The 13,015-nt window shown below is 57.9% G+C and carries 11 protein-coding genes; 3 read left to right on the forward strand and 8 right to left on the reverse strand.

Translation table 11 applies throughout. The features are described 5' to 3' along the window. Positions 1 to 335 precede the first annotated feature (335 nt). Positions 336 to 1,730: an undecaprenyl-phosphate glucose phosphotransferase gene (locus AB4O11_RS27870; protein WP_007950006.1), complete on the forward strand. Its 1,395-nt coding sequence runs from the start codon at positions 336 to 338 to the stop codon at positions 1,728 to 1,730. An 874-nt stretch (positions 1,731 to 2,604) separates the two neighbouring features. Here AB4O11_RS27870 and AB4O11_RS27875 read toward each other — a convergent pair. The 6 genes from AB4O11_RS27875 to galE all read right to left on the reverse strand — a co-directional run bounded on the left by AB4O11_RS27875 (position 2,605) and on the right by galE (position 8,805). Beyond that, positions 2,605 to 4,683 (reverse strand): YjbH domain-containing protein, encoded by a 2,079-nt coding sequence (locus AB4O11_RS27875; RefSeq protein WP_116256603.1) that lies wholly within the window; start codon positions 4,681 to 4,683, stop codon positions 2,605 to 2,607. Beyond that, complete coding sequence (locus AB4O11_RS27880) at positions 4,680 to 5,438, reverse strand: capsule biosynthesis GfcC family protein (protein ID WP_034156403.1); 759 nt, start codon at positions 5,436 to 5,438, stop codon at positions 4,680 to 4,682. The genes AB4O11_RS27875 and AB4O11_RS27880 overlap by 4 nt, the downstream gene beginning before the upstream one ends. After that, positions 5,438 to 6,103, reverse strand: a complete 666-nt coding sequence (locus AB4O11_RS27885; RefSeq protein WP_414926301.1) for a YjbF family lipoprotein — start codon at positions 6,101 to 6,103, stop codon at positions 5,438 to 5,440. The genes AB4O11_RS27880 and AB4O11_RS27885 overlap by 1 nt, the downstream gene beginning before the upstream one ends. 9 nt (positions 6,104 to 6,112) lie before the next feature. Next, positions 6,113 to 7,231 (reverse strand): polysaccharide biosynthesis/export family protein, encoded by a 1,119-nt coding sequence (locus AB4O11_RS27890; RefSeq protein ID WP_175559610.1) that lies wholly within the window; start codon positions 7,229 to 7,231, stop codon positions 6,113 to 6,115. Positions 7,232 to 7,321: 90 nt separating this feature from the next. Beyond that, positions 7,322 to 7,558 carry a hypothetical protein gene (locus tag AB4O11_RS27895; RefSeq protein ID WP_007910552.1) on the reverse strand — a complete coding sequence of 79 codons (237 nt, stop codon included), beginning with the start codon at positions 7,556 to 7,558 and terminating at the stop codon, positions 7,322 to 7,324. A 230-nt stretch (positions 7,559 to 7,788) separates the two neighbouring features. Next, complete coding sequence (gene galE / locus AB4O11_RS27900; protein ID WP_414926300.1) at positions 7,789 to 8,805, reverse strand: UDP-glucose 4-epimerase GalE; 1,017 nt, start codon at positions 8,803 to 8,805, stop codon at positions 7,789 to 7,791. Positions 8,806 to 9,194: 389 nt separating this feature from the next. Here galE and galU point away from each other — a divergent pair, with 389 nt between their 5' ends. Continuing rightward, positions 9,195 to 10,028 carry a UTP--glucose-1-phosphate uridylyltransferase GalU gene (gene galU / locus AB4O11_RS27905; RefSeq protein WP_093433753.1) on the forward strand — a complete coding sequence of 278 codons (834 nt, stop codon included), beginning with the start codon at positions 9,195 to 9,197 and terminating at the stop codon, positions 10,026 to 10,028. A gap of 29 nt (positions 10,029 to 10,057) precedes the next feature. Next, a complete protein-coding gene (locus tag AB4O11_RS27910) occupies positions 10,058 to 10,462 on the forward strand; it encodes a mannose-1-phosphate guanylyltransferase (protein WP_460129577.1) in 405 nt (134 codons plus the stop codon). 142 nt (positions 10,463 to 10,604) lie between these two features. Here AB4O11_RS27910 and AB4O11_RS27915 read toward each other — a convergent pair whose 3' ends face one another. Together AB4O11_RS27915 and AB4O11_RS27920 are read right to left on the reverse strand one after the other, a co-directional pair. Beyond that, positions 10,605 to 11,735 carry an SGNH/GDSL hydrolase family protein gene (locus AB4O11_RS27915; protein ID WP_460091607.1) on the reverse strand — a complete coding sequence of 377 codons (1,131 nt, stop codon included), beginning with the start codon at positions 11,733 to 11,735 and terminating at the stop codon, positions 10,605 to 10,607. A gap of 233 nt (positions 11,736 to 11,968) precedes the next feature. Continuing rightward, positions 11,969 to 13,015, reverse strand: coding sequence for an acyltransferase family protein (locus AB4O11_RS27920; protein ID WP_460091609.1), 1,047 nt, complete (start codon positions 13,013 to 13,015; stop codon positions 11,969 to 11,971).

Below are 13,015 nucleotides of genomic sequence, written 5' to 3' on the forward strand. Positions count from 1 at the left end.
CAAGAGCACTCTGTTTGGCTTGATCTTCCTCCCTGAAGTAAATATTCCCTGCCTCCACCCTCCAACAGTAACAAATACAACACACTTTATTCACCCCTCGCTCTACGACCTTTTCTAACACCCTTTTATTTAATTATTAAAAAGTTGGCACTGTGCCATCTTGTTAGAACTCGTCAGACACCATTCCAGCCAATAACTTAGTCTATTGACTGACGACAGTTCGGCATATCGATGTTGTTACCTCAGGACACTCGTTAAAACAAAAACAATAAGTCTGGATAACAACTCGGTTTTCAACTGTTGAAACCTGAATGGACGTCTTTTGGGGATACCGTATGGATCTTTCTTTAAGTATCAATCGAAGCACAGGCCTCAAGGGACTGACCTTTTGGGGCCAATGGGCGCTGGCACAAGGCTTTGTGGTGACGCTGCTGTTCATACTCGCCGAGCAGCACACCGGGACGGTCGCGTTCTACTACCGGATGTGTGCAACCCTGGCGGTACTGGCGTCGGTGCCGGCGTATACGTTTAGCGGTGTTTATCGCAAGCGTGACAACTACCTGACCGGTCTCGGTCGCCTGTTCATGGGTTGGTCGATGACCATGGCGGCGCTGGCGTGCATCGCTTTTGTCTGCCAGGCCGATGAGCTGTTTTCGCGGCAGGTGATTCTGAGCTGGGCGGTGTATGGCTTCCTCGGTCAGGCGTTTCTCTACGCGCCGCTGCATGCGTTTTCCAAGTACTACCAACGGTCGCGTAAAAGCGAACACAAGACGCTGATCGTCGGCACCGGCGAACTGGCGTTGGGTCTGGCGAAGAAGCTCAGCCAACTGGAAAACCTGCCGCTGGTAGGTTTGGTCAGCAATGGTGATGTGTCTGCACTGGGTTCGGATGCACCGCGTGTAGTGGGTGATCAGGAACAGTTGCTGGAGCTGATCGAAGCGCATGACATTCGTCGTTTGTACATCACCCTGCCGTTGTGTGAAGCAGCGAAAATCGAAGCGATTTATGGTGACTTGCTGGGTGCCAACGTCGACGTGGTGTGGGTGCCGGACTTGAACAGTCTGACCCTGCTCAATCACTCGGTGAAGGTTGTGGACGGCCTGCCGGCGATCTACTTGAACGAAAGCCCGCTGACCAGTCGCCCTACCGCTGCTTTGAGCAAGAGTCTGGTAGAAAAAACCGTGGCGTTTCTGGCGATTATTGCGCTGAGCCCGATCCTGCTGATCATTGCGCTGGCGGTGAAGATCAACTCGCCAGGCCCGGTGTTTTTCAAACAGGACCGCCATGGCTGGAACGGCAAGGTGATCAAGGTCTGGAAGTTCCGCTCGATGCGTGTTCACGATGACCGTGACGTGAAGCAGGCCAGCCGTAATGATTCGCGCATTACCGCAGTCGGCCGCTTTATTCGCCGCACTTCGCTGGATGAACTGCCGCAACTGTTCAACGTGTTGCAGGGGCATATGGCCCTGGTCGGCCCACGCCCGCATGCTGTCGCGCACAACAACTACTACTCGGGGAAAATCCTCGCGTACATGGCGCGTCACCGGATTAAACCGGGGATCACCGGGCTGGCCCAGATCAGCGGCTGCCGGGGTGAGACGGACACCATCGACAAGATGCAGAAGCGTGTCGAGATTGACCTGCAGTACATCAACAGCTGGTCGTTGTGGCTGGATCTGAAGATCCTGGTGAAGACACCGTTTACGTTGCTGTCGAAGGATATTTACTGAGGTTCGAAGCTAATTACCGCAAGGGGACGAAAGTCCCCTTTTTTTGTGCGTGGGATTTGGGAGCGAGAGTGGATTGTGGAGGGATGCAAAAACCTGTGGGAGCGAGCCTGCTCGCGAAAGCGGAGGGTCAGGCAACATTGATGTTGGATGTGCTGACGCCTTCGCGAGCAAGCTCGCTCCCACAGGGGGCTTGTGGTTGGCTTGGGATTTGTGGTGTGACAAATAGCCAATGTGGGAGTGAGCTTGCTCGCGATGGCGGTGGGTCAGGCAACGGGGATGTCGACTGTGCTGACGCCTTCGCGAGCAAGCTCGCTCCCACAGGGGATTTGTGGTGTGACAAATAGCCAATGTGGGAGTGAGCTTGCTCGCGATGGCGGTGGGTCAGGCAACGGGGATGTCGACTGAACGAACGCTATCGCGAGCAGGCTCACTCCTACAGGGCATTTGTGGTTGGCTTGGGATTTGTGGCGTGATGAAAATCCAATGTGGGAGCGAGCTTGCTCGCGAAAGCGGTGGGTCAGGCAACATTGATGTTGGATGTGCTGACGTCTTCGCGAGCAGGCTCGCTCCCACAGGGATCTGGGATGGCATCGGGATTTTGGGTGAGACAGATAGCCAATGTGGGAGCGAGCCTGCTCGCGAAAGCGGTGGGCCAGGCAACATTGATGTTGGATGTGCTGACGTCTTCGCGAGCAAGCTCGCTCCCACAGGGGGTTTGTGGTTGGCTTGGGATTTGTGGCGTGACAAATAACCAATGTGGGAGCGAGCTTGCTCGCGAAAGCGGTGGGTCAGGCAACATTGATGCTGGATGTGCTGACGTCTTCGCGAGCAAGCTCGCTCCCACAGGTTTCAGAGGTGCTTCGGAAATCTGCGCTTACTCTGTGATCTTCTCGAAATTGCGATAAAACATGTCCCCTTCCCGGCTATCGGTCATCGAGTGCAGTTGATAACTGCGGCTGAGTCGCGCACCACCGTCACGGGTCAGCGGCGCCCAGACCAGGTTGGCGCGGCGCATGGTCGACATGCTCATCATTTCGTCGAACGGGATCGACAGGTAGATGCCTTTGTCGAAACTACCTTCGCCATACTCGGCACTGCCCGCCGTGGTGATCGTCGCCCACGCACCAAAGCGCACGCCATTGAAAAACTCGCGCGAGATGTCCAGCGTACCGCCCCAGTCCCCGGCCAGATAACGCCCGACGCTCACCGCCGCCAGCGTATCGAACGGCAAATCGGTATACGCCGTGACATGCCCGGTCACCACCGAGTAATCACGCAGGGCAAAACCCTGATCGAAATCGCGCTGCCGCACCCAGTTCAGATCCGCGCCCACCGACCAGCGCTCACCGGTCGGGCGGAACAACACCTCACCGCCGACACCGGCAAACATCGACTCCAGATAACCGCCATAGACCATGCCATACCAGTCTTTATCCAACTGCTCGGCATGACTCACCTGAAACAACGGCATGGTCGTGTTAGACGTGGTCAGGTACTGACGCAAATCCGTGCGCACACGCGGCAAACCGCTCGGCGCGTCGTAGGTGAACTTGTCGAAGTTGTTGGCCAGGTTGGCACTGAGCAACCCGCTCCACCAGGTGTTGCGGTTGAAGCGGTATTCAGCGTCGGCATCGGCACTCAATTGATAGAGCAAGCCATCCGGACCACCAACGTTCTGCTTGAAGCCCAAACCCACGCCATAGCTGAAATGCTGCGGTGCCTCGGTGTAGAGGGTCTTCTCGTTGTGTGGCATCGCCGGGTTGATCTCGGTGGTGCGGTGCAGCGACTCTAGTGGCTCTTCGTTGTTGATCACTTCGCGGAAGGTCTGACGCGGCACGCTGGTTTCTTCCAGCGGCAAGTCGTAGCGCTTGTTGACCACGGTGAACCAGTCGATGTCGTCGTTGACGCTGTTGTCGAGAATCCGGCTCGCCCGCCCGACAGCCTTGGACGAATGGAAGTAACGCTGCTGCTCGCCATACACGATCAGCTCGGAATCACGCTGGGTGATGCGCTCGACCTTGTAGCCGGCATTCTGCTGCAAACGCTGCGAGACGTTGGCCCAGTTGACCTGATCCATCGCCGTGTTCGGCGCTTTCGCCGGCAGCGGTTCCGGGGTCGGATCGTAAGTCTTCGCCGGAGCCTTGCGGCTGACGAAATTGGTGTGAAAGGTCACGCCGAACATCGCCGTATTACCGCGCTCCCACGCCGCGCTGACATCGACCGAATCGGTCACCTTGAATACCGCGCCAAGGTTGATCGGCGAGTCCTGTTTGATCTCGTTGTCCTTCGGTTCGTTTTTGTAATCGTTGCCTTCGTATTCGAGTTTCAGGCTGAGACGATCCCAAGGCGTCTGATAGCTCACGCCACCGAAGAACGACGGCCGGCCACGAAAGTACGAGCCGGAGTTGACGTCACCGGTGCCTTCCAGGGCCGGACGGGTATCGAAGCGATCGCTGACGTAGCCCAACGGGTTGTCCATGTCGCCGCGATTACCGAGGTAACCCCAGGCAATCCCGGCACTGAAATCGAAGTTGTCGTAGCGTTTGTTGGCGACGAAAAATTCGCTGGAGAACAAACCGGTACCACCGATATCTCGGAAGCCCAGCGCCACATCGGGTAGCCAGTGACTCTCCTGCCACAGCCGGACTTTGACGTCGACCGCCTTGTCCTTATAGCTTTGACTACCGCTGAGGGCCTCCGAGCCGTATGGCCGGTTGGTGATCGCGGTGTAGCGAAACGAGCCTTCGAGCCAGTCCAGCGGCTGCAGCGAAACGCTATAGCGGCTGTACGGTTCGGTGCGGTTGGCGTTGACGCTCAACTCGCCGGCCGGGGCCATGCGCGCCGTCGGCGTCTGCAACAGCCCGGTGCCACCGAAATCATTCTGGGTAATGCGCGGTTCGGCATGAGCCAGACCGCAGGGCAATAACAACACAGCTGCAAAACGTAACTTCAACGAACCACCTCGGCCAGCTGCGTGGCAATGAATTCGGCCAACTGCTGATTCAGTTCAGGAAGAGGCGGATCAAGATCATCATTTTTCACCGGCACCAGAATCTTGCTGCCGGCCACCGGAAACTGCCCGGACTCACGATTCCAGTGGGCGATGCCGACACGCCGCGAGACGCCGTTGGGCTGGATCAGCCACAGGTAATCGGCTTCGGCATCGCTCAGGATCGAACAGCCTTGCAGGTATTCACGGGCCTCCTGCAACGGCTGATACGGCAAGTGGCACGGCTCGGCGACGGCACCGAGCACTTGCACTTCGTCGACGCGTTTCGGGTAGATCAGACGATCACCGTCATCGAGGCGAATGTTGCGCGCGAAGCCGACTTCTAATGCAACCGGATCAAGATCGGCGATCTGCCGCCCCGTTACCGGCATCTGCCGCACTTCTTCGGCAATGCGCTGCGCCAGTGCCGCCCGACTCGGCCGGTCGAACAGCATCGACATGCGTTGCAGCACATCCAGATCAAACAACACACCGACCTTGAGCCGTGTCTGCGCCTCAATCAGCGACTGCCGCAGCAACCCGCCCGCCAGCCAATAGCCTTCGGCATTCGGCACGGCTTCGCTGATCACATCGAGCAAGCGCCCACCCGGTGGCAACGCGACCGGCCCGGGATTGGCGACATCGCCCGACACCGTGACAGCCGCCTGACTCACGCTCGCGACCAGCATCAAGCTCGCCGACAACATTTTCAGGCGCATCACGGCAGGTGCCTGCGATCAGGGGTCAGTTGCACAACCTTGACGCGCAACTGCGACGTCAGTTGCTGCTCGCTCTGCAAAATGAACCCGTCGCGCGGGTCGACCCAGTAACGATTGGTCGCGCTCAGGCCAATGGCCGGGGCGTCAATGTGTTCATCGACACGCAGCACGGTGTATTCCTTTTCGAGAATCTTCAGGGTCTGTTCCGAGCGGCGGGAGAAGCGGCTGTTGACGATCACCCCGACTTCCTGACCTTTGTAGAGGTCGATCCAGCGCCGCGTGGTGAACCCGTCGGCAACGTGATGCAGGCCCTGTTTGAACGGCGAGTCGTCGGCCAGCCGCGTGCCATCGAGATCGCCTTCCAGACCCAGGCCAATGGAGCGCACGGCAAGGCCATTGCGCAGCAGCAGAACCTGTTTGCCCGAGGCGACCCAGAACTGCAGGTCTTCACGCTCGCGCACCAGCGCCAGCACCCCGGAGCCGGAAGGCGTGGTCAGTTTCATTTGCGGATAGTTGACCCCCGCCACTTCGGCCACCGACACATCGACCTCATCCGGGCCGACGACTGCGGCCTTGAGGTTATTTAACGAAGCGCTCATCAGCGGGTTACAGCCGCACAGCAACGAGGCCGCCATCAGGCACAGGCCAACTTTCAAAATGTTCAAAGTCGGACCTTATTTGGCGTTGTTGTTGCTGTATTCGCTCCAGTTCTTCGCAGCGGAAGCGCCGGTGCCGACAATCGATGCCGACGGCACCAACTGGCTGATCAGACGGTTCCAGCGAGTCACGTTGGCAGGCCCGACATACACCACGTCCTGCGGGCGAACTTCGAAGTGCGAAGCGAGCGCCATGGCGGTCGGCGATTCGGCTTCCAGCTGGTAGATCTTGGCCGGTTCGACATCAAGGTTTTCCACGCCACGAATGACATAGACCGCGTTGCCATTGGAGGTGGTCTGGGCCAGGCCGCCAACCGAACCGAGCACGTCGGTGAGGTTCATCGTCGCGGTCTTGAAACTCAGCGCACGCGGCTGGTTGACCTCGCCCATCACGTAGATGCGCTTGTTGTCGTTGTACGGCAGATACAGCTGATCGCCGCCCTTGAGGTAAACGTTCTGCAACTCGGAATCCGCCTGATTGAGCGAGTCGAGATTGAGCGGATAAGTACGCCCCTTGCGCGTCAGCAACAACCCGGACAGATCAGCGTTGTTGGTGTCGATGCCGGCCGAGCCGAGGGCTTCGACCACGCTCAGCGGATTGGTGGAAATCGCTTGCGGGCCGGCCTTGGCCACCGCGCCGGTGACCACGACCTTCTGGCTGGCGAAACGCAACACCGCGACATCTACCTGCGGCTCGGCGATGAATGCCGACAGCCGTTGTTCAATGTCCGAGCGCAGTTGCTGGATGGTCCGGCCAGTGGCCTGGACTTCCTTGATGAACGGGTAATAGAGCGTGCCATCGGAGCGCACCAGACGGCCGTTGGCATCGATCTGTTGTTGCGCGCCGGACGGGGCCGTCAGCTCAGGGTGATCCCACACGGTGATGTACAGAACATCGTTGTTGCCGATGCGGTATTCGGCCGGCGTCGCCAGCAGCTCCGGCGGCAGCGACTCACGCTTTTGCGTGGCGCGGTTCATGGCAATCAGCTTCGGCGTGATCGGAATCAGCTCGACCCGGCTGCTTTCGCTGGCACCCTGGCGGGTGATGTCACTGGTGCTGAGGTATTGACCGGGGGAAAACATGCAACCTTGCAAAGCGAGACTTGCCAACATTAAAAGATAAACACTACGAGTCATAATGGCACTACGCTATTCAAGGGCGAATCCAAAAACAAAGTCACCCGACTTGCGTCGGGCGACCCTGTACTGCACTAACAGAACTTCCTGTTAGTTATGCGTGCCGGTTGTACCGGTGGTACCCGTCGTACCGGTGGTACCGCCGTTGGCACTGCCACCGCTGTTAGACGCCGCTACAGCACTGGCAACCATTGCAGTACTGGCTGCGGGCGCTTGAGAAGCCGCCACGTTGCCACCTACATTGGTTACCGCTGTCAACGGTGCTTCAGCGGCGGCAGCCCAGTTGCTCAACATCGTCAACAGGGCAACTGCCATCACTTTTTTCATATCAACTCCTTTCTAACATTCGACCTGTTAAAAAACCGGCCTGAGTTAGCGGTGGTGAGTTCAAGTCCGCAAAAAGCGCGAACATGATCCGTCGTTCTTTCACAGTCTTACCCAACTGATAAAAGTCGAACGGCAGGTTTATATCTACGGATTTGCAAAAGGCATTGCCAGTGTAATTTCCCGACGTTATCTAACAACCTGACTGAAAATAACATTGGACTAAATGGCCATCATCGCGAGTAGCCTTGGGGATGGTTCGATTGCCAGCGCCAAGTATCAGTGACCATGTCCTGTAAGTTGCGCGTAGCTTTCCAGCCCAGCTCTTTTGCCGCCTTGGAGGCGTCGGCCCAACTCTCGGCGATATCCCCGGAGCGGCGCGGCATCATTCGGTACGGCACCGGTTGCCCGCAGGCCTGCTCGAACGCGTGGAGCACCTGCAGCACGCTGTAACCATCGCCGGTGCCGAGGTTCCAGGTATGAATGCCGCTGCGTTCGGAGATCGACTGCAACGCCTTCAAGTGGCCGTCGGCCAGATCGACGACGTGGATGTAATCACGCACGCCCGTGCCATCGATTGTCGGGTAATCGTTGCCGAAGATCGACAACTCTTGCAGGCTGCCGACCGCCACCTGACTGATGTACGGCACCAGATTATTCGGGATGCCGTTGGGGTCTTCGCCCATGTGCCCGCTGGCGTGGGCGCCGATCGGGTTGAAGTAGCGCAGCAAGGCGATGCTCCAGCGTGGCTCGGCCAGGCTCAAGTCACGCAGGACATTCTCGACGATCAACTTGGACTGGCCGTAGGGATTGGTCGGATTGCCGGTGGGAAAGTCCTCGCGGATCGGCATCTGCTCGGGCTCGCCATACACCGTGGCCGACGAGCTGAACACCAGCCGGAACACCCCCGCCGCCGCCATCGCCTGACACAAATTGATACTGCCGCTGACGTTGGTCTCGTAGTACTCGAGCGGTTTGCGCACGCTCTCGCCGACCGCTTTCAGGCCGGCAAAATGCAGCACCGCTTCGATGTTGTGCTCGCGGAAAATCCGGTCAAGCAATGCCCGGTCACAGACATCGCCGCGGATCATCCAGGCACTCTTGCCGCAAATGCCCTCAACGGCGTGCAACGCGGCTTCGCTGCTGTTACAAAGGTTATCCAGTACGACAACTTCATAACCTGCTTCAAGTAGAGCAAGTGTGGTGTGCGAGCCGATATAGCCGGCGCCACCCGTTACCAGAATCTTCATAGTGCTATCCGTCTTTGGATGAGTGACAAGTAGCGTGTCAAGCCTGTTTTATTGAAGATGTGTCACAACTCACACAAACAGGCGACAACAACCGAAAACAAAACTAGTTCAATGACTGGCAATAAATATTTTTGCAGGTCACACTGTATTGCCCGCTACTTATTAGCACTCCCTGTGCGCTCATCACTATCAACCGATACCGACTAAAAATAACTAATAAAGCATTCGCCGACATCTCATAACATTGTCATGTTTTACCAGCCCAACTAATTGCCATTAACAACCTGACTCAGGTATTAAAGTAGGCCTTCAATCAACATTGAAACTTGCAGCCATTGTTTATGGCTCGCATCCGTCGCCTGTGTTCCATGACTGTCCAGGATACTTTTATGATTCGTAAATGTTTGTTCCCCGCTGCCGGCTATGGCACGCGTTTCTTGCCGGCCACCAAAGCCATGCCGAAAGAGATGCTGCCGATCGTCAACAAGCCGTTGATCGAGTACGCCGTTGAAGAAGCGCGGGACGCCGGCCTGCAACACATGGCCATCGTCACCGGTCGCGGAAAGCGTGCGCTGGAAGACCATTTCGACATCAGCTACGAACTTGAACACCAGATTCGCGGCACCGAGAAAGAGAAATTCCTAGCCGGCACCCGCGAGCTGATCGACACCTGCACCTTCTCCTACACCCGGCAGGTGGAAATGAAAGGTCTGGGCCACGCGATTCTCAGCGGTCGTCCGCTGATCGGCGATGAGCCGTTTGCCGTGGTGCTGGCCGATGACCTGTGCCTGAACCTGGAAGGTGACGGCGTGCTTACGCAGATGATTGAGCTGTACAAGAAATTCCGCTGCTCGATCGTCGCCATCCAGGAAGTCCCGGCCGACCAGACCCACAAGTACGGGGTGATCGCCGGCGAGCTGATGTCCGACGGCATCTACCGCGTCAACAACATGGTGGAAAAACCGGCCCCGCAAGACGCGCCGTCGAACCTGGCAATCATCGGCCGCTACATCCTCACCCCGGACATTTTCGACCTGATCGCCGACACCCAACCGGGCAAGGGCGGTGAAATCCAGATCACCGACGCACTGATGAAACAGGCGCAGAACGGTTGCGTGCTGGCCTACCAATTCAAAGGCCTGCGCTTTGACTGCGGTGACGCCGAGGGTTACTTGCAGGCGACCAATTTCTGCTACGAAAACGTCTATCTCAAGGGCCGCTGAGACGGCTCCCTTCACCCAACGAGGCCACCATGAACATTGCACAACATTCCGTAGAGATTGAACGCGAGGTGGGTAACCTCGGGGTGATGAGCTGGCTGTCGCGCCATCAACCGTTGCCCAGCGCCAACGAGTCCTGGCTGGGCACGACTCTGCTGGTGGAGCGGATTGGCGTATTTCCGGCGTCCGGTGATATCCGCCGGCCGCTGCGTGATCCCTATCCCCTGCTTGCTCATCTGAAAAAGCTGTATGGCGAGCAGGCATTGGAGATGGATGACCAGGATGGCCTGAAAGTGATCTTCAGCGACTGGCGCTTTCGCGTGCGGATTTGCTGCAACGACCCGGCGATCATCATCAACGTTGAGACACGGTGCGATACGCGGTTGATGCCGCAGAAGATTGCGGAGTTGCTCGAGCAGGTCGACGCCTTCGAATAACTCCCCTCACCTGATCGTTCCCACGCTCTGCGTGGGAATGCATCCAGTGACGCTCTGCGTCACCCAGCGAAGGGACGCGGAGCGTCCCGGGCGGCATTCCCACGCAGAGCGTGGGAACGATCACCGCTCTGGGGTTTGCGTGTTATTTAGGGGAGGCGTCGCACCGATCCTTGGCGCCGGTAATCCAGCCATAAAAGTAATCGGCAATCACCTTCCCGCCCGTGGCCGGTACCGGATGAATCTTGTCCGGGCCGATCATCGCTGCCGCGTAGCGTTTGACGTCAGGGCCGAACGCGCATTGCAGATTGGCGTAGCCCAGACGTTGCTCTCGCGCCCACGGCTCAAGCACCTGCGCATACGCCGACATCGGGTAAGCGCTGGAGCGCGTGGTGTCCTGCCGCATGATCAGGTTGATGCTCGCCTGCGGTTGAATCTCACGCAACATGCCCACCAGCCCCTGAACGTTCTGCAGATACTGCGCGGGCTTCACGCCGAAGCCCTGATCGTTGCCACCGAGCATGATCAGGTAAACATCAGCGGGGATCTTCGACACGGCAGCTTTCCACTGCACCTGCCATTGCGGATCCTGGTGATAGAAATCCGCAGACGCCGCACCGGAGGCCGCCAGTTTCGATACGCGCACGCCGTTCTGATCGTTGCTCATCCACAGGCCGAACAACGTCGGCGCGCCTTTCACCACTTCCAGTTTGAAGGACCAGTCTTTCGCTGCAGACAGGCCTGCCAATGGCACTTCCTGAACCCCGGCGCCTGTCAGCGTCATCGGCTGCCAATCTTCTGAAGGTGACCAGCGGTAACGGATCTCAGAGGATTCGCCAGTGCCGAGGTAAAGCAGTTTCGCCTGAGTGACCGCCGTATCGATGCGCGGCGAAGGATTGGCATCCACCTGCAACCACGCACCGGACCGGCCCGTCACTGTGCGGCTGTCCGGGCTTGCTTGCCCCAACTCTGAAACCTTCCAGTCGCCGCCGAAGTACTTGTCACTGCTGCGGGTGTATTTGAAGTGCGTGCCGCCCAGCGCGGCACCGTGATTGAAACCGACGTAACCCGGCCCGGCAAAACCCACCTCCCCGGCCACGCGCTGCACCAGTTTGTTCAGGTAGAAATCCTGCCCGGCGCTGTAGCTGTCGCCGATCACCGAGACCGACAAAACCTTACCGGCCTTGCCTTCACGCCACTGCGCGAAACGCTCGCGGGCGTCACCTACCTGAACCACCGACGCTGCGACGGGTTGCGCGTCATCTACTGCCAACATGCAAAATTTCCTTCAGTCTGAAATGGCCCACTGAATGCCGGGATGTACAGAGATCAACTGTAGGAGTGAGCCTGCTCGCGATTGCGGTCTATCCAATACAAATGCATTGACTGACACAACGCTATCGCGAGCAGGCTCACTCCTACATTTGTCGCGGTCATCCGCTAAATCTGTGTACACCAAAAAAACCTGTGGGAGCGACGGTGCGACGATTCGACTTGCTCGCGAAGCTCTTAGCTGTTTTGTGGTTGCACCACCGGGGTGACAGGCGCCGCCGGTTTGTTCTTCGCCGCCCGCTCCCCAAGGAACAACACCGAGGTGGAATTGAATCGGCTGAAAATCATCGACAACAGCACCGGCCCGAGCAAACCAAAGGTCAAACCACCGAGCACCAGCAAACTTTCATCCTTCACCCCCAACCGCCCCAGCACCAACCGCGACGTCGCCGCGAACAGCACATGGAACAGAAAGATCGCATAGGAATAGCCACCCAGCCAGGTCAGCGCTTTCGAGCGCATATCACTCGAGAGCAAGGCGATGCACGATACGCAACCCACGGTCAGACCGATCAGGCTACGGCGATCAACAATCAACTCACGATCAATCGCTGCCACATACAACAACGTCAGCGAGATCAACACAAACACCAACGGCCCGATCACCTTGAAGCGTTGCTTCAGCGCATCGACGTTCTCCTGGCCAATCATCCCCGCGACAAAAAACGGCAACAGATAAATCGCCCCGTTGATCCCGAACGCGTCGAACTTGAACGGCGGCAGCAGAAACAACACTGCCGCAAACGCAAACAGCCCATACAAGCGCGTCGCCGAGCGCAGCATCCCGCGCCACTCCAGCAGCCCGACGAACATGAAAATGATGAACACCGCCTGCAGGAACCAAAAGTGGTTGATCGGCACCCAGAACGACAACAGCGCGTCGATCACCCCGACATCCTTGTTCACCCCCGGCCCCACCGCTTGCAACACCGAGAACGGTACACCGACGCAAAACAGCGGCACGATCAAGCGACGCACCTTGCCGCTGAAGAACGCGGAAAAGTCATTGCCGCGGATTTTGTAAATCGAATAGATGTACCCGGAGATGAAGGTGAACAACGGCATGCGCACGTACACCATCGAATCGGCGAGCACCCGGAACGGCGAGCCGACATCGATCTTCAACCCGCCGCCCAGCGGGCCGATGACGTGATAGAGCACCAGCAACAGGCACGCCAGGCCACGCAGGGTTTCAATCTCCAGGGACTTTTTCTTGCTCGACAT

The sequence above is a fragment of the Pseudomonas sp. H1_D05 genome (genome assembly GCF_054682705.1).